The sequence below is a fragment of the Oceanisphaera sp. W20_SRM_FM3 genome (assembly GCF_052119705.1).
In the GTDB taxonomy this organism is placed as follows: Bacteria; Pseudomonadota; Gammaproteobacteria; order Enterobacterales; family Aeromonadaceae; genus Oceanimonas.
The window spans coordinates 1-15,354 of sequence record NZ_JBGQOP010000029.1 but is presented as its reverse complement, the minus strand read 5'-3'; the positions used below and the strand labels follow the sequence as shown (position 1 = coordinate 15,354).

Genomic DNA, 15,354 nt, shown 5'->3' with positions numbered 1-15,354 from the left:
CCTACTTAATGGCAACCCTACTTTATTGCAACCATAGACCCAAAATTAAAGCACTGAAACCACATGTCCACATGACTAAAGCCGACGCGGGCCAAGCGGGCCTTATGTTGCTCAGGGGTATCTGGGCGCAGCACGTTTTCAAGCGCGGTGCGCTTTTGGCTGACTTCCAGCTCGCTATAGCCGTTGGCGCGCTTAAAGTCGTGGTGCAAGTCGATAAGCAGCTCGTTAACAGTGTCATCACTGCTGATGAACTTTTCACTTAACACCAGTACGCCGCCTGTATTTAGCCCCTGATAAATGCGCGTCAATAAGGCTTCCCGCTTATCGGGGGCAATAAATTGCAGCGTAAAGTTCAATACCACCACGGAAGCGTTCTCAATGGCTATCTCGCAAATATCCGCTTCAGTTAGTTCAACCACAGCCTCAGATTTAAACGACGCCAAATGACTGGCGGCGCGCGCCAACATGGCGGCTGAATTATCCACCGCGACTATGGTGCAACCGGGCTGGGTTAAGTTACGGCGCATTTCTTGGGTGGCGGCACCAAGCGAACAGCCTAGGTCATAGAGCTGCGTGTGGGGCTGAGCAAAGCGCGCCGTCATCATGCCGATGGCGGCAATAATATTGGAATAACCGGGCACAGAGCGCTTTATCATGTCAGGAAAAACGTCTGCCACTTTTTGGTCGAAGTTAAAGTCGCCAAGCTCGGCAATGGGGGCGGCGAAGATGTGATCTTTTGCTTGCATAACGAACGACTAATAACCTGTGGTGTACGACAGCCCTAGGCTGCACTTGATGGCGGCTATTGTAAAAGAAGCGCTCAGGGTTGTCTTGCTGAACGTGAGTGAAAATAGCGCAATTTATGCGAGATTGGGATTTTTAAAGACGGGAAATAGCCGTTTTTAAATGCTAAGAATTTATTTGTCCCTCAATCGACGAAAGCGAAGGGGGAATTAGTCTAAACCTCAGCGCTTAGGGGCTTATTTTCAGTCGTCATCATGCTTAAAAAAAGTCCGTTTATGGGGCTAAAATAAATGTCCTTGTGGGCTGGGTGCCAGCCCCGGAAAGTCGGGCAAGGGTTGTTGCAGCGCGCCAGCTATCTCTGCCGCCAATATGGGCGCGAATTGATTATCGGCGGTGTGCACAAACACATACACAGACTTGCCCTCATCTAGCCAACCTTGAATACGCGGCAGCCAAGCCTGCCAAAAACGGCGATTATAGTCGGGCTCGGGATGGCCAATAAAGCGGATCACGGGCGCTGACCCAGTACTAATAATGTGCACCGGCACTTGCGGCTTTTTGTGCTGCGCCTCCGCCAGTGCCGGCGTAGTGGCTGGGCAGGAGAACAGAGGGCGCGAGTCCATGATAATGCGATTGGCATTGTGCTCTATTAATAAGCGATTAAGCATGCGCTCGGCTTCGCCTTTAGCAAAAAATGCCGAATGGCGTACTTCGACACCGTATTGCAGGTTATTGGGCAGGGCGCTTAATAAGTGGGCGAGGCCATTAAGCTGCTCAGGGCCACTGCTGGCGGGCAATTGTAGCATTAGCATGCCCAGCTTCTCACTCAGTGGTGCTAACGCTTCGATAAAGGATAAGGCCTCAGGCACCTTATCGAGCAGTTGGCCTTGATGGCTGACGGTGGCGGGAAATTTAAAGGTAAAGCGAAAGTCATCGGGAGTCTGCTTGGCCCAGCGCGTTAAGCTTTGAGTATCAGGGACGCCATAAAAGCTGGTATTCCCCTCGACACAGTTAAAAACTTGAGCGTAATCCAGTAAATGCTCGGTGCTTTTAATACCTTTGCTCAGCAGCTGACCCGGCCAAGCCGGATGTGACCACTGACTCAAACCAATATATAACGACACAGAATATCCTTACAGAAGCGCCGAGCTACAGATTAACATGAGATAAAAGCGGATATTTATTGGGTAATAGAGATGACAGCAAGCGTTTTTTTAGCTGGACGCTGGACGCTTAGCGCTGTACCTCAAGAGCATCACATAAAGAGGTGATGAGTGCTACTATACGCCACCCTTTGTTTGCGCTTAATCAGTTATGTCATCCTCTCAGCCCTCATTAATTAGTACGCCTACCTCCACAAAGTATCTCGCGGACCAATCGCTGCCCCGCGCCTTATTTAGCATGACGTGGCCTATGTTGTTTGGCGTGGTGGCGTTAATGAGTTTTCAGCTGGCCGACAGCGTGTTTATCAGTATGTTGGGCACAGAGCCGTTGGCCGCACTCGGCTTTACGCTACCCATGCAACAACTGCTGATTGGCGTACAAGTGGGCATAGGAATAGCGGCAACGGCGCTGATCTCTCGTGCCTTGGGGGCGGGTAGTTCAACCCGAGCTAAGCACATGGCGGGTTTGGTGGTGCTGGTGGGCTGTGGCGTGACTTTTTTATTGTGCGCGCTGATCTGGTGGCTGCGTATTCCGCTGCTTAATGCACTGGGTGCTAGTGCAGAACTATTCCCCTACACAGCAAGCTATTGGCTCCCTTGGCTTGCCAGTGCTTGGTTGGGCGCGCTGTTATATTTTGCCAGCAGTATAGCGCGGGCTAATGGCGATATGCGCTTACCCGGCTTAATGATGGTGGTCACTAGCCTCATTAATATAGTGCTGGATCCGCTGTTTATTTTTACCTTTGGCTGGGGGTTACCGGGAGCCGCTTATGCCACTGTTGTCGCCTGTGTAGTCGGCACTGGCATTATGTTTTCACGCATCTTACGGCGCCATTGGCTGGACTTTAACCCCCGTAAGCTGCCGATAGCACCGGCGCTGCGCGATATTTTTAACACCAGTGCCCCCGCCATGCTCAGCCAATTAATGCCAGGACTGGCGGCGTTATTGGCCGTTCGCTTAATCGCCGGCTTTGGCGGCTCGGCTATAGCAGCCTGGACGCTCGGCAGTCGCTTAGAATTATTTTCCATCGTGATAGTGCTGGCGCTAACCATGGCGCTGCCGCCTATGGTGGCACGTTTATTCGGCTCCCAGCAGTTAGCGCGAGTGCAGGCTTTGGTGCTGATTGCGCTGCGCTTTGTGTTGGGTTTACAAGTGTTTATCGCCGTATTTTGGCTGGCCAGTCGTGTGCTCTTTGCGCCTGCGCTGGCGCCCGATGCCGATACCGAGCAGTATCTGCTCAGCTATTTATTATGGGTGCCCATCAGTTATGCGCCGCTTGGCGTGTGCATGCTGATGGTGTCGGTGTGTAATGCGCTGGGCATGCCAATGCGCGCTGTGTGGATCTCGGTGCTGCGTTTGTTTGCCTGCTATTTACCCGCCCTTTGGTTGGGGGCCACCTTAGGCGGCATGAGCGGCTTATATATAGGTGTGTTGCTGGGCAATGTGGCCGCGGGAATAGTCTCTTGGCAGTTTTACCAGCGCGGCTTAGGGCACTTACAGGCGGTGAGGAGTGAAGGGTAAAGGGGGAGGAGAAAGAGCCGATCGGTGATTTTAAACTCAGCAAGGTGTTATCTTTTAGCCGTCTTCCTGATGCACATCAGGATCTCGATTTCATCTTTTACGCTGTTGATGTCTGGGTTTGTCGCCTCACTCTTCACGCCTTACACTTCACGTTTTTAGCTGAGTGCTGGGCGTTGTCCTTTAAGATTTTACCAAGCTCGCTGCTTTCCCTTATACTAGCGCGCTATTCAATAACACATTCAAGCGGTGTGCTCACTTAGCGCACCACAACATAATAGGAAAACTCCATGCGCACTCATTATTGCGGGCAGGTTGACGCAGCTCTGGTAGGCCAGAGCGTGACTCTTAGCGGCTGGGTAAATCGTCGCCGCGACTTAGGCGGTTTGATTTTTATCGACATGCGTGACCGCGAAGGCCTAGTGCAGGTGTTTTTCGATCCCGATAAAGCCGAGGCCTATGAACTTGCCTCTACTTTGCGCGCGGAATTTTGTATTCAAATGACAGGCGTGGTGCGCGCGCGCCCCGAGTCTCAAGTCAACAAAGACATGGCGACCGGTGCGGTGGAAATTTTTGCCCACCAGCTGACCATTATCAACCGCGCCGAGGCTCTGCCACTCGACTTCAACCAAAATAACTCGGAAGAGCAGCGCCTTAAGTATCGCTATCTCGACTTACGTCGCCCCGAGCAGGCCATGTATTTAAAGACCCGCGCTAAGGTGACCAGCCTAGTGCGCCGCTTTATGGATGATCAAGGTTTCTTAGACATAGAAACCCCTATGCTGACCAAGGCAACCCCTGAAGGCGCGCGTGATTACTTGGTGCCAAGCCGAGTGCATAAAGGTCACTTTTATGCGCTGCCACAATCGCCGCAGCTGTTTAAACAATTATTAATGATGAGCGGCTTCGACCGTTATTATCAAATCGTGAAATGCTTTCGTGATGAAGACTTGCGCGCCGACCGCCAGCCTGAATTTACCCAAATCGACGTAGAAACCTCCTTCATGACCGCCGATCAAGTGCGCGAGATCATGGAGCAGTTGGTGACCGGCCTTTGGCAAGACGTGCTGGGTGTGAATTTAGGCACCTTCCCGGTAATGAGCTACGCAGAAGCCATGCGCCGCTTTGGCTCCGATAAGCCAGACTTGCGTATCGCTACCGAATTAGTGGACATTGCCGACTTGGTCAAAGACGTGGACTTCCAAGTATTCTCAGGTCCGGCTAACGATGCCAATGGCCGCGTTGCAGCACTTCGCGTACCGGGCGGTGCCGCACTGTCACGCAAGCAAATTGATGAATACGGCAAGTTTGTCACCATCTACGGCGCCAAAGGCTTGGCATGGATGAAAGTGAATGAGGTCGCCAAAGGCTTAGAAGGCGTGCAGTCACCCATAGCTAAGTTCTTAAACGAAGAAATAGTAGCGGAATTGCTGGCGCGCACCGGCGCGGTGGACGGCGATGCCATCTTCTTTGGTGCAGATTCAGCCAAGATAGTGAGTGACGCCATAGGCGCGCTGCGCTTGAAGTTAGGTAAAGACTTAGACCTGTTCGAAGACAGCTGGCGCCCACTGTGGGTGGTCGACTTCCCTATGTTTGAACAAGAAGCGGGTAATGACCGTTTGTATGCCATGCATCACCCCTTTACTGCGGCGAAAGATTTAACCATAGATGAGCTGGAAGCCGCGCCCTTAACTGCGCTGGCGAATGCTTATGACATGGTGATCAACGGCTATGAAGTGGGCGGTGGATCTGTGCGTATTCATAACAATGACATGCAGCAAACTGTGTTCCGCTTGCTGGGTATTAATGCCGACGAGCAGCAAGAGAAATTTGGCTTCTTGCTCGAAGCGCTGAAGTACGGCACGCCGCCACATGCGGGTCTTGCCTTTGGTCTGGATCGTTTGGTGATGTTGCTGACCGGCACCGACAACATTCGTGACGTGATTGCCTTCCCGAAAACCACCACAGCGTCTTGCTTGCTGACCGATGCGCCTAGCTTGCCGAATCCTGATTCTTTAATAGAGTTGGCATTGCGCACCGTCATAGTGCCAAAGGCAGATAAGAACGAGCAAGCCGCAGCTGGACAAACTGATAAGATCGACCAATAAGCATGGCGTATAAGCACCCGGAGTCGGTATTGGTGTTGATCCACACCGAAGATCAGGTGTTGCTGCTGCAACGCTTGGACAATCCGGACTTTTGGCAATCGGTAACCGGTAGCCTAGAAGCGGGGGAAACGCGCTTTCAAGCCGCCGCGCGCGAATTGCTAGAAGAAACCGGCCTGCAATGGGGGCCGGATATCGAGCTGATTGAAACTGGGCGCCGAGTGCGCTTTGAGATTTACCCACGCTGGCGCCACAGATACCGGCCCGGCGTGACCCATAATTGGGAATACGAATTTTACTGTCGACTGTCGACGCCGCTTGCGGCCGTACTCACCGAGCATCAGGCTCAGTGTTGGCTGCCTTTTGAGCAGGCCCGAGAGCAAGCCAGCTCTTGGACTAATAAGCTGGCCATCGACAGACTAATACTCGCTCGGAATAACGCTCAGCTCTGAATAAACCTAAGCTCTTAATCACTCTTAGCTAATAAAAAACGGAGAGAATACTGATGGCAGGTCATAGCAAATGGGCCAATATCAAGCACCGCAAGGCGTCACAGGATGCCAAGCGCGGTAAAATCTTCACTAAACTGATCCGCGAACTCACCACGGCCGCGCGCGAAGGCGGCTCAGATGCCGCGACTAACCCACGGCTGCGGGCAGCGGTGGACAAGGCGCTGTCTAATAACATGACCCGCGACACTGTCGATCGCGCGGTGAAGCGCGGTGCCGGAGAGCTGGACGGCCAAGTGCTGGAAACCATCATTTATGAAGGTTACGGCCCAGCAGGCACGGCTGTCATAGTGGAGTGTATGACGGATAACCGTAACCGTACTGTGGCCGAAGTGCGCCACGCTTTTTCTAAAAACGGCGGCAACTTGGGCACAGATGGCTCGGTGGCTTACCTGTTTGAGAAAAAAGGCGTGATCAGTTATCAAGATCTGGATGAAGACACCGTCATGGAAGCCGCGTTAGACGCCGGTGCCGATGACGTTGAAGTGAACGACGACGGCTCTATTGATGTGTATACCCAGTGGGAAGCCTTCGGTCAGGTAAAAGACGCGCTGGACGCGGCAGGATTAGAGGCGGTGAATGCCGAAGTCACCATGATCCCCACCACCAGTGCGCAGCTTGATGAAGACAGTGCGCCTAAGTTTATGAAACTCATCGACATGCTAGAAGACGCGGATGACGTGCAAGAGGTGTATCACAACGCCGATATCTCCGACGAGTTGGCGGAGTTGCTTTAAAGCTTGAAGCGATAAGCCTGAAGCTGGAAGAAATTCCGGCTTCTTGCTTTTAGCTTCAAGCTTATAGCTATCAATTATGGCCATCATCTTGGGCATAGATCCGGGCTCGCGCATCACCGGCTACGGCGTGGTTCGCCAAGAGGGCAGTAAAATGACCTATCTTGGCTCGGGCTGCATTCGCATGACAGACACAGAATTAGCGCCGCGCTTAAAGAAAATCTACGACGGCGTGAGCGAAATCATCTTACAGTTTCAACCAGACTTATTTGCCATAGAACAGGTGTTTATGGCGAAAAATCCCGACTCCGCCTTAAAGCTTGGCCAAGCTAGGGGGGCCGCCATAGTTGCCGCCGCCAATGCGGGCTTGGAAGTGGCCGAGTATTCGGCGCGGCAAATCAAGCAAGCCGTGGTGGGGCAGGGCGGTGCCGCTAAGGCGCAGGTGCAACACATGGTGGTGCGCTTATTAAACCTACCCGGCACACCGCAAGAAGATGCGGCCGATGGCTTGGCGGTGGCGCTGTGCCACGGCCACACTTTTCAGAGCCTGATCAGCATGGCCGGCCAAGTAAGAGGCACGGTGCGGGGGAGGTTGCGTTGAATACAGCGCCGAGCGCCCGGCACCCAGCTAAACAGAGAAGGGTGTTTGTGGTTAAGCCGTCATCCTGACGAAAATCAGGGTCTCGCTTTTAATAATATAAAACCGAGATACGGTCGAGGTTCGGTAAGACGGCAAAGGGCGGTGTCTTTTGTTAGCTGGGCGCCGGGCGCTACTTTTGGGTTTCACTGGATATTCATCCAGTATTTTATTATTCTTGGCCCTTGTTTTAGGTTTAGGAGAAATGCCGTGATTGGTCGGTTAACAGGGATCATCAGTGAGAAGCAGCCGCCAGAGGTGCTGATTGATATTAATGGCGTAGGTTATGAAGTGACCTTACCCATGAGCTGTTTTTATGACTTGCCCAATGTGGGCGAGACGGCGACTGTACTGACGCACTTTGTGGTGCGCGAAGATGCCCAGCTATTGTTTGGTTTTATTACCAAAACTGAGCGGGCGCTGTTTCGCGAACTGATCAAAACCAACGGCGTGGGCCCCAAATTGGCGCTGGGTATTATGTCGGGTATGACGGCGGATCAATTTATTTATCATATCGATCAAGGTGATATTAAAGCGCTGGTGAAATTGCCGGGTGTGGGTAAAAAAACTGCCGAGCGCTTGGTTGTAGAAATGCGCGATCGTCTGAAAAACTTCGGTGGTTATGATCTCTTTAATCCGGGCCCCGACTCAGTCACCCAAGCCGGCCAGATTGATGGCGCCAAGAATGAAGCCATAGCAGCACTCCAAGCACTGGGTTATAAACCTGCTGCCGCTGAAGCCATGATCACTAACGTCGCCAAGCCTGGCCTTGACGTTGAGCAGTTGATCCGCGAAGCACTACGATCTCTGGCATAAGCACTCAGGTATAAGCATGATAGAAGCAGACCGTTTTATTGACCCCGCACCTGTCCCTCATGAAGAGGAAGTGATCGATCGCGCCATTCGCCCGCGTTCATTGGCGGATTATCGCGGCCAAGATCATGTGCGCAGCCAAATGGAGATCTTTATTGAGGCGGCGCGCCGCCGTGAAGAAGCGCTCGATCACTTGCTGATTTTTGGGCCGCCGGGGTTAGGTAAAACCACCTTGGCCAATATAGTAGCGTTAGAGATGGGCGTAAGCATTAAGACGACGTCCGGTCCGGTATTAGAAAAAGCCGGTGACTTGGCGGCCATGTTGACCAATCTGGAAGCGGGCGACGTGCTGTTTATCGATGAAATACACCGCTTAAGCCCAGTCGTCGAAGAAATATTGTATCCGGCGATGGAAGATTATCAGCTGGATATCATGATAGGTGAAGGGCCTGCCGCACGCTCCATTAAGCTGGAGTTACCGCCCTTTACGCTGGTGGGCGCGACCACGCGTGCCGGCTCCTTAACCTCACCGCTGCGCGATCGCTTTGGCATAGTGCAACGGCTGGAGTTTTATCAGGTGGCGGACTTGGCGCATATCGTCAGTCGCAGCGCCAATAAGTTAGGCCTGATTATTGACGACGAAGGGGCCTATGAAATGGCTCGTCGTGCGCGCGGCACGCCGCGTATCGCCAACCGTTTGTTACGCCGGGTGCGTGACTTTGCCGAAGTAAAAGGCAGCGGCCAGATCAATGCCGATATTGCTGGCCAAGCGCTGGATATGCTGGATGTGGACAAGCAAGGCTTTGATTACATGGACCGTAAGCTGTTGCTGGCTCTGCTCGATAAGTTTATGGGCGGTCCTGTGGGGCTTGATAACCTCGCCGCCGCCATAGGTGAAGAAAAAGAAACCATAGAAGACGTAATAGAGCCGTTTTTGATCCAACAAGGTTTCTTACAGCGCACACCGCGCGGACGCATGGCCACGCCACGGGCTTTTCTACACTTTGGTTTTGAGTTGCCAGAAGGACGACTGATAGCGCCCAGCGCCCAGCGCTAAGCGCCGACTTTCGTTATACGTCGTACGCCTTACGTTGCAGATAAAATTGTTATTGGTCTCAACGTATCGCGTATCGCGTATGGCGTAAAGCGAGTTTGCTTGTTCCCTTCACTCTTCACTCTTCACCCTTCACCCTTCACCCTTCACCCTTTACGCCCCACCTTGCGCATCAATGCCGAAAATTGTCGTCGCTATCGGGCATTGTCTTCTCACCTAAATTGCACTCAGGTATAGTAAGCACATCTTTTTGGTCCTCTCTTACTGTCTAAACAAATGGGTTGAGCCGTCGGGCTGAACAAATGAGCTGAACAAATTATGTCTGACGCAGTCTTTACATGGCCGGTGCGTATTTATTACGAAGATACAGACGCCGGTGGTATTGTTTATAACGCTAATTATCTGAAATATATGGAAAGAGCGCGCACCGAGTGGTTGCGAGCACTGGACGTAGAACAAGATACCTTACTTGAACAGGGCATAGCTTTCGTGGTGCGCAAGGTGGAGTTGGATATGTTGAAGCCAGCCCGTTTTAATGATGCACTAACGGTCACCGTCACGGTGAAAAAGCTGAAACGTGCCTCTATTGTGTTTGAACAAGAAATTCTGGATGATGCGGGCCTTTCTCTGGTGCGGGGAACCGTGCTGATTGCATGTGTTCAAATAGCTCATATGAAACCCTTTGCCATTCCTGAACCGCTGATGGGAGTAATATCAGGTGCACGCTGAAATATCGTTTATAGGTCTTTTTTTACAGGCCAGCTTGCTGGTTAAGTTTGTGATGTTGCTCTTGTTGGGCATGTCGGTGTTGTCGTGGGCCATGATCTTTAATCGCCGCAAGATATTGACTACGGCACAACAAGATTCGGTGAGCTTTGAAGATAAATTTTGGTCTGGTTCAGACTTAAGCCGCCTCTACCATGAGAGCAATGCGCGCCGCGATAATTTGGCGGGCATGGAGCAAATATTTTACGCCGGCTTTAAAGAGTTTATTCGTCTACAAAAACAAGGTCGCTCGCAAGAAAGCTTGCTCGATGGCACCTATCGCACCATGCGCGTAGCCCTGTCTCGAGAAGTGGACCGCTTAGAAACTAACCTGTCTATGTTGGCCACCGTAGGTTCGATCAGTCCTTATATTGGCCTGTTCGGTACCGTATGGGGCATCATGAATGCCTTTATCGCCTTGGCAGAAGTGAAACAAGCCACGCTGTCCATGGTGGCACCGGGTATTGCAGAAGCCTTGATTGCAACGGCACTGGGTTTGTTTGCCGCTATTCCGGCCGTTATCGCCTATAACCGCTTTAGTTATCAGGTGGAGCGCCAAGAGACTAACATGGCTAACTTTATGGATGAGTTTTCCACTATCTTGAACCGCCAAGTGGCGGCAGGTAAAGCATAATGGAAGGCTACAAGCGCAAACGACGTAAGAGTGTGGCCGAGATCAACGTAGTGCCTTATATCGACGTTATGTTGGTGCTGCTGATTATTTTTATGGCCACAGCACCTGTGATCACCCAAGGCGTGAACGTGGACTTACCGCAAGCCGAAGCGGAAATGTTGCCCGAAGACAGCGACAAGCCAATTGTGGCGTCTGTGGATGCGGCCGGTATTTATTATCTCGATACGGGTGACAATAACGAGCAGCCTTTGGATTTATTGACCTTATCTGAGGCGGTGATGACGCAATTACAGGTCACGCCTAAATCTCCTGTGGTCGTAAAAGGTGATGCTCAGGTGCCCTATGATGCGGTGATCAAGTTGATGGCCACCCTAAAAGCGGCCGGCGTGCCGAGTGTGGGCCTCATGACGCAGCCGGAGTCATAAGGCTGTGATGACGGAGCAAGACGGAGTCAAAAGATCAATCATCATCTCGCTGGTGTTACATGTGGTGGTGGGTGTGGTCTTGCTGGTTGGCATGGATTTTCAAGCGCCTAAGCGACCGACCCAGCAAGCTTCTATTATTGAAGCCACCATGATTGACAGCGGCATTATGTCCCAACAAGCGAAGCAGTTAGACGCGATGCGCGCCGAGCGAGCACAAACGCAAGCCGCAGCAGAGGCGCAAGCTGCTGCTGAGGCTGCGGCCGAAGCGAAAGCGGCCCAACAAGCGCAAGCGCAGGCCCAAACGGCAGCTGCGGCACAAGCTGCAGCCCAAGAAAAAGCCGTGGCAGCAGCGCAAGCCGCAGCCAAAGCTGAGCAACAAAAAGTAGCCCAAAGCCAAGCGGCCGCGCAAGAAAAACAAGCCGCCGAGGCCAAAGCGGCGGCGGACGCTAAGGCGGCAGAAGCGAAAAAAACCGCTGATGCAAAGGCTGCCGCCGAAGCTAAAGCCGTGAGCGATGCCAAAGCTTTAGCCGCGAAGAAGCTGGCGGAGGAAAAAGCGGTCGCAGATGCCGAGGCCAAAAAGCAGGCCGATGCGAAAGCTCAAGAGGCTAAAAAGGCGGCAGATGCAAAAGCGCAGGCCGATGCTGAAGCTAAAAAGCAAGCCGATGCTAAAGCGGCGGAACTGAAAAAGGTTGCCGATGCCAAGGCCGCGGCAGATGCTAAAGCGGCCGCCGATGCCAAAGCCGTAGCAGCCAAGAAAGCGGCAGAAGCTAAAGCTGTGGCGGATGCCAAGGCCGCTGAAGCCAAGAAAGCAGCCGATGCTAAAGCCGCTGAAGCTAAGAAAGTCGCAGACGCTAAGGCTGCTGAAGCTAAGAAAGCAGCCGATGCTAAAGCTGCTGCCGATGCCAAAGCTAAGGCGGCGGCCGATGCCAAAGCCGCAGCCAGCAACGATCAAGCATTAAAAGATTTAGAAGCCATGATGGGCGACGACGCCGGCAAGAGCAGTGCCCCTGCCGCGCCGTCACAGGGTGAAATTGACCAAGCCCGCGCCATGATCCAACAAGCGGTTGAACGCCATTTTCAAACCAGTTCAACCATGCAAGGTAAACAGTGCGTAGTGAATGTGCGCTTGGCCAGTGATGGCTTAGTGTTGCAGGTAGGCGAGGGCAGTGGCGATAACGCCGTGTGCCAAGCGGGCATAGTGGCAATCCGCAAGGCCAGCCCGTTGCCGATGCCAAAGAACCCAGAACTAATTAAGCAAATACAAAACCTAAATCTAACACTGAAACCGAGGTTATAACGATGACAAAACGATGGATGTGGCTATGGATACCGCTGCTGTTCTTAACAAGTCAGGCTAATGCCGCCTTTGAAATAGAGATAACTGGCGGCACCGACAGCGCGCGCCCAGTGGCCGTGGTGCCGTTTAAATGGACCGGCGGTGGCGCCATGCCACAAGATGTGGCTGAGGTGATTGCCAGTGATTTTCGTAACAGCGGCATGTTTCGCCCGTTAGATCGTAATCGTTTGCCGCAAAACGTCTCCAGCGCCAGTGAGTTAGATCCTAATCTGTGGCGCCAACAGCAAGTGGATGCTGTGGTTGTGGGTTCTATTGAGCCTGCTGGTAACAATCAGTATCGCATCAGCTTTGAGTTGGCCGATGTGTTAGGTCAAAACGGCGCCCAGTTACTGGAAAGCCGCACCGCGACTGTGCCTGCTAATCAGTTACGCCAATACGCGCATCGCATGGCCGATATTGCATTTGAAAAATTGACCGGCATTAAGGGCGCGTTTTTGACCCGTATTGCTTATGTTAATGTGCAGCACGGTGCCGAATTCCCCTATCAGCTGATGATTGCCGATTACGATGGCTTTAATGAGCAGTTATTACTGCGCTCTCGCGAGCCCCTAATGTCGCCGGCTTGGTCACCAGATGGCCGCAAACTTGCTTATGTTTCATTTGAGAACAAAAAAGCGGAGATTGTGGTACAAGACATCTATAGCCAACAGCGCCAAGTGGTGAGTTCACAGCAGGGCATTAACGGTGCACCGCAGTTTTCACCGGATGGCAGTAAATTGGCGATAGTATTATCTCGTGATGGCCAGCCAGAAATTTATGTGCTGAACTTAGGCAACAAACAATATACGCGCGTTACCAATAACCGCAGCATAGACACTGAGCCTTCTTGGGCGGCGGATGGTCAGTCGGTCTACTTCGTGTCTGAGCGCGGTGGCAAGCCGCAAGTTTATCAGGCGAACGTTAACTCTGGCGAAGCGCGCCGCGTCACCTTTCAAGGTGACACTAATTTAGGTCCTCGTGTTACCGGTGATGGCAAAAGCATGGTGCTGGTCAGCCGCGCACAAGGAAAATACCGCATTGCTCGTCAAGAGTTGGATGGAGGTCAGTTGCAAGTGTTAACCGAAACACAGCTCGACGAATCCCCAAGCCCAGCTCCTAACGGCACTATGATTATCTATAGTACGACTTACCAGGGCCGTCAGGTGCTGTCTTTGGTGTCTATGGATGGTCGCTTTAAGGCCAGGCTTCCAGCACGAAATGGTGATGTTCGTGCTCCAGCATGGTCACCGTACCTCAACTAATCTAATAACAAACGAAAGGAAATAAAAAATGCAAATGAAGAAATTGCTGCAGAGTCTGGCCATAGCCTTGCCAATGTTGACCTTAGCCGCTTGTAGCTCTACCAGTGACTCAGATTCTATGGGCGCAGACGACAGCTATCAGAACGGCGGTGGCGTACAAACTGGCGGCATGCAAAATGGCGGCGCTATGTCAGCCGACGAGCAGATGCGTCAGCAGTACGAAGCCCTGCGTCGTGAAAACGTGATCTACTTTGAATTTGACCAAGACGAAGTGAGCGGTCATTATGCTCAAGTGTTAGAAGCGCATGCTAACTACCTGCGTTCTAACCCTTCTGTAAGTATTTTGGTGGAAGGTCACGCCGATGAGCGCGGCACGCCAGAATACAACATTGCCCTGGGCGAGCGTCGTGCGAAAGCCGTCACCAGCTACCTGCAGAGCTTGGGCGTAAGTGGTGCTCAGTTGGCCATCGTTAGCTACGGTGAAGAAAAACCAGCAGACGCATCACACACTGACTCTGCGTTCTCTAAGAACCGTCGTGCGGTTCTGGTTTATTAAGGTTTAGATTGATCTTATGACCTATAAATTAGCGGCCATAGTAATGGCCGCTGTTTTATCCACCGCCTGCTTGGCGCAAGCGCCAGTAGGCAACGTGGGTGGCAGCGGCTCGGTTAATGATCGATTGGCAGAACTAGAGCGGGTGTTTAATGCCCGTAGCCAAGCGCAAATTACCCAACAGAACCAGCTGAATTCTATGCAGCGTGAAGTGAATGAGCTGCGAGGATCATTGGAAGAACAAGGTTATCGTCTCGAGCAAGTTATTGAGCGGCAAAAAGATATCTTATTGCAGTTACAAGATATGGCACAGCCTCAAGCGGCGGCCACGCCAGCTGCGCCCGCTCCTGATAAGCCTGAGCCTGACACCAAGACGGCAAGTACCAGTAACAAAGCCGAACCTGCTGCTAGCACTAACAGCAGCAGTACTACGACAGCCCACGGTAATGAACAAGCGGCCTACGATAGTGCGGTAAATTTGGTGTTGCAGGATAAAGACTATGCGGCGGCGATTCCTGCCTTCGCTCGTTTTATCACTCAATATCCAGAGTCCAGTTATGTGCCCAATGCCCATTATTGGTTGGGGCAGCTGCTGTTTACGCAAAAGCGCTTCGATCAGGCTAAGGCTCAGTTTGCGCGAGTGGTAGAAGCCTATCCTCAATCAACCAAGCGTGCCGAGTCGTTATTAAAACTAGGCCAGATAGCGCAAGAGCAAAAAAATATCCCTCAAGCGCGTTTGTATCTAGAGCAAGTATTGAGTGAATACGGCAGCAGTAGTTCAGCCGCACTGGCAAAGCAAACGCTAGACGGGCTATAACGACGAGCTTTAACTAGGGTATTTGGCATTACTGAGCACCTTGAGTGCTCACTCCTTAAGCAAACAGCATAAAATGATGATTTAGCTGTTGCACCGAAAAATAAAATCCGTAATATAGGCCGCCGTTGGCAGGGGAGCTTTAGTGGCTTGAATGTGGACGAGAAAAAGCAGAATTAAGTAGTAAGTAAGAGTATGTAAAGAGCACGCTCGGGGCATTAGCTCAGTTGGTAGAGCAGTTGACTTTTAATCAATTGGTCGCAGGTTCGAATCCCGCATGCCCCACC

General features: G+C 52.1%; 16 protein-coding genes and 1 tRNA gene. 15 read left to right on the top strand and 2 right to left on the bottom strand.

Annotated elements, in window-relative coordinates; all coding sequences use genetic code 11:
• Positions 1-17 precede the first annotated feature (17 nt).
• Together cmoA and ACEN2G_RS12980 are read right to left on the bottom strand one after the other, a co-directional pair.
• On the bottom strand, positions 18-746 hold the full coding sequence (gene cmoA, locus ACEN2G_RS12985; protein ID WP_442022212.1) for a carboxy-S-adenosyl-L-methionine synthase CmoA: 729 nt from the start codon (positions 744-746) through the stop codon (positions 18-20).
• 279 nt (positions 747-1,025) lie between these two features.
• Positions 1,026-1,868, bottom strand: coding sequence for a DUF72 domain-containing protein (locus ACEN2G_RS12980; protein ID WP_442022210.1), 843 nt, complete (start codon positions 1,866-1,868; stop codon positions 1,026-1,028).
• Positions 1,869-2,145: 277 nt separating this feature from the next.
• On the opposite strand from ACEN2G_RS12980, the gene ACEN2G_RS12975 reads away from it, so the two are divergent.
• From ACEN2G_RS12975 to ACEN2G_RS12905, 15 genes are all read left to right on the top strand, one after another.
• Positions 2,146-3,429, top strand: coding sequence for an MATE family efflux transporter (locus tag ACEN2G_RS12975; protein WP_442022208.1), 1,284 nt, complete (start codon positions 2,146-2,148; stop codon positions 3,427-3,429).
• 287 nt (positions 3,430-3,716) lie between these two features.
• Entirely contained in the window at positions 3,717-5,534 is a 1,818-nt protein-coding gene (aspS, locus tag ACEN2G_RS12970; RefSeq protein WP_442022206.1) for an aspartate--tRNA ligase, read from the top strand.
• A 2-nt stretch (positions 5,535-5,536) separates the two neighbouring features.
• Positions 5,537-5,983, top strand: a complete 447-nt coding sequence (gene nudB, locus ACEN2G_RS12965) for a dihydroneopterin triphosphate diphosphatase (RefSeq protein WP_442022204.1) — start codon at positions 5,537-5,539, stop codon at positions 5,981-5,983.
• A 53-nt stretch (positions 5,984-6,036) separates the two neighbouring features.
• The gene (locus tag ACEN2G_RS12960) at positions 6,037-6,777 is read left to right on the top strand and encodes a YebC/PmpR family DNA-binding transcriptional regulator (protein ID WP_442022202.1); all 741 of its coding nucleotides are present in this window, start codon (positions 6,037-6,039) and stop codon (positions 6,775-6,777) included.
• Between the two features lie 76 nt (positions 6,778-6,853).
• On the top strand, positions 6,854-7,375 hold the full coding sequence (gene ruvC, locus ACEN2G_RS12955; protein ID WP_442022200.1) for a crossover junction endodeoxyribonuclease RuvC: 522 nt from the start codon (positions 6,854-6,856) through the stop codon (positions 7,373-7,375).
• Between the two features lie 246 nt (positions 7,376-7,621).
• The gene (ruvA, locus tag ACEN2G_RS12950) at positions 7,622-8,227 is read left to right on the top strand and encodes a Holliday junction branch migration protein RuvA (protein WP_442022198.1); all 606 of its coding nucleotides are present in this window, start codon (positions 7,622-7,624) and stop codon (positions 8,225-8,227) included.
• 16 nt (positions 8,228-8,243) lie between these two features.
• Positions 8,244-9,281, top strand: a complete 1,038-nt coding sequence (gene ruvB, locus ACEN2G_RS12945; protein ID WP_442022196.1) for a Holliday junction branch migration DNA helicase RuvB — start codon at positions 8,244-8,246, stop codon at positions 9,279-9,281.
• Positions 9,282-9,596: 315 nt separating this feature from the next.
• Positions 9,597-10,007 carry a tol-pal system-associated acyl-CoA thioesterase gene (gene ybgC / locus ACEN2G_RS12940; protein ID WP_442022194.1) on the top strand — a complete coding sequence of 137 codons (411 nt, stop codon included), beginning with the start codon at positions 9,597-9,599 and terminating at the stop codon, positions 10,005-10,007.
• The gene (gene tolQ, locus ACEN2G_RS12935) at positions 9,997-10,677 is read left to right on the top strand and encodes a protein TolQ (protein ID WP_442022192.1); all 681 of its coding nucleotides are present in this window, start codon (positions 9,997-9,999) and stop codon (positions 10,675-10,677) included. The genes ybgC and tolQ overlap by 11 nt, the downstream gene beginning before the upstream one ends.
• A complete protein-coding gene (gene tolR, locus ACEN2G_RS12930; protein WP_442022190.1) occupies positions 10,677-11,102 on the top strand; it encodes a protein TolR in 426 nt (141 codons plus the stop codon). Before tolQ ends, tolR begins: the two co-directional genes overlap by 1 nt.
• 7 nt (positions 11,103-11,109) lie before the next feature.
• Complete coding sequence (gene tolA / locus ACEN2G_RS12925; protein ID WP_442022188.1) at positions 11,110-12,399, top strand: cell envelope integrity protein TolA; 1,290 nt, start codon at positions 11,110-11,112, stop codon at positions 12,397-12,399.
• Between the two features lie 2 nt (positions 12,400-12,401).
• A complete protein-coding gene (gene tolB, locus ACEN2G_RS12920) occupies positions 12,402-13,700 on the top strand; it encodes a Tol-Pal system beta propeller repeat protein TolB (RefSeq protein WP_442022186.1) in 1,299 nt (432 codons plus the stop codon).
• A 28-nt stretch (positions 13,701-13,728) separates the two neighbouring features.
• Entirely contained in the window at positions 13,729-14,256 is a 528-nt protein-coding gene (gene pal, locus ACEN2G_RS12915; RefSeq protein WP_442022184.1) for a peptidoglycan-associated lipoprotein Pal, read from the top strand.
• 16 nt (positions 14,257-14,272) lie between these two features.
• The gene (gene ybgF, locus ACEN2G_RS12910) at positions 14,273-15,070 is read left to right on the top strand and encodes a tol-pal system protein YbgF (protein ID WP_442022182.1); all 798 of its coding nucleotides are present in this window, start codon (positions 14,273-14,275) and stop codon (positions 15,068-15,070) included.
• Between the two features lie 209 nt (positions 15,071-15,279).
• Positions 15,280-15,352: transfer RNA gene (locus tag ACEN2G_RS12905), tRNA-Lys, on the top strand.
• Positions 15,353-15,354 lie beyond the last annotated feature (2 nt).

Excerpts from the sequence above, each read along its gene's own strand:
- cmoA (WP_442022212.1), bottom strand. The coding sequence starts at position 746 with ATGCAAGCAAAAGATCACATCTTCGCCGCCCCCATTGCCGAGCTTGGC.
- ACEN2G_RS12975 (WP_442022208.1), top strand. The coding sequence starts at position 2,146 with ATGACGTGGCCTATGTTGTTTGGCGTGGTGGCGTTAATGAGTTTTCAG.
- aspS (WP_442022206.1), top strand. The coding sequence starts at position 3,717 with ATGCGCACTCATTATTGCGGGCAGGTTGACGCAGCTCTGGTAGGCCAG.
- nudB (WP_442022204.1), top strand. The coding sequence starts at position 5,537 with ATGGCGTATAAGCACCCGGAGTCGGTATTGGTGTTGATCCACACCGAA.
- ACEN2G_RS12960 (WP_442022202.1), top strand. The coding sequence starts at position 6,037 with ATGGCAGGTCATAGCAAATGGGCCAATATCAAGCACCGCAAGGCGTCA.
- ruvC (WP_442022200.1), top strand. The coding sequence starts at position 6,854 with ATGGCCATCATCTTGGGCATAGATCCGGGCTCGCGCATCACCGGCTAC.
- ruvB (WP_442022196.1), top strand. The coding sequence starts at position 8,244 with ATGATAGAAGCAGACCGTTTTATTGACCCCGCACCTGTCCCTCATGAA.
- ybgC (WP_442022194.1), top strand. The coding sequence starts at position 9,597 with ATGTCTGACGCAGTCTTTACATGGCCGGTGCGTATTTATTACGAAGAT.
- tolR (WP_442022190.1), top strand. The coding sequence starts at position 10,677 with ATGGAAGGCTACAAGCGCAAACGACGTAAGAGTGTGGCCGAGATCAAC.
- tolA (WP_442022188.1), top strand. The coding sequence starts at position 11,110 with ATGACGGAGCAAGACGGAGTCAAAAGATCAATCATCATCTCGCTGGTG.
- tolB (WP_442022186.1), top strand. The coding sequence starts at position 12,402 with ATGACAAAACGATGGATGTGGCTATGGATACCGCTGCTGTTCTTAACA.
- pal (WP_442022184.1), top strand. The coding sequence starts at position 13,729 with ATGCAAATGAAGAAATTGCTGCAGAGTCTGGCCATAGCCTTGCCAATG.
- ybgF (WP_442022182.1), top strand. The coding sequence starts at position 14,273 with ATGACCTATAAATTAGCGGCCATAGTAATGGCCGCTGTTTTATCCACC.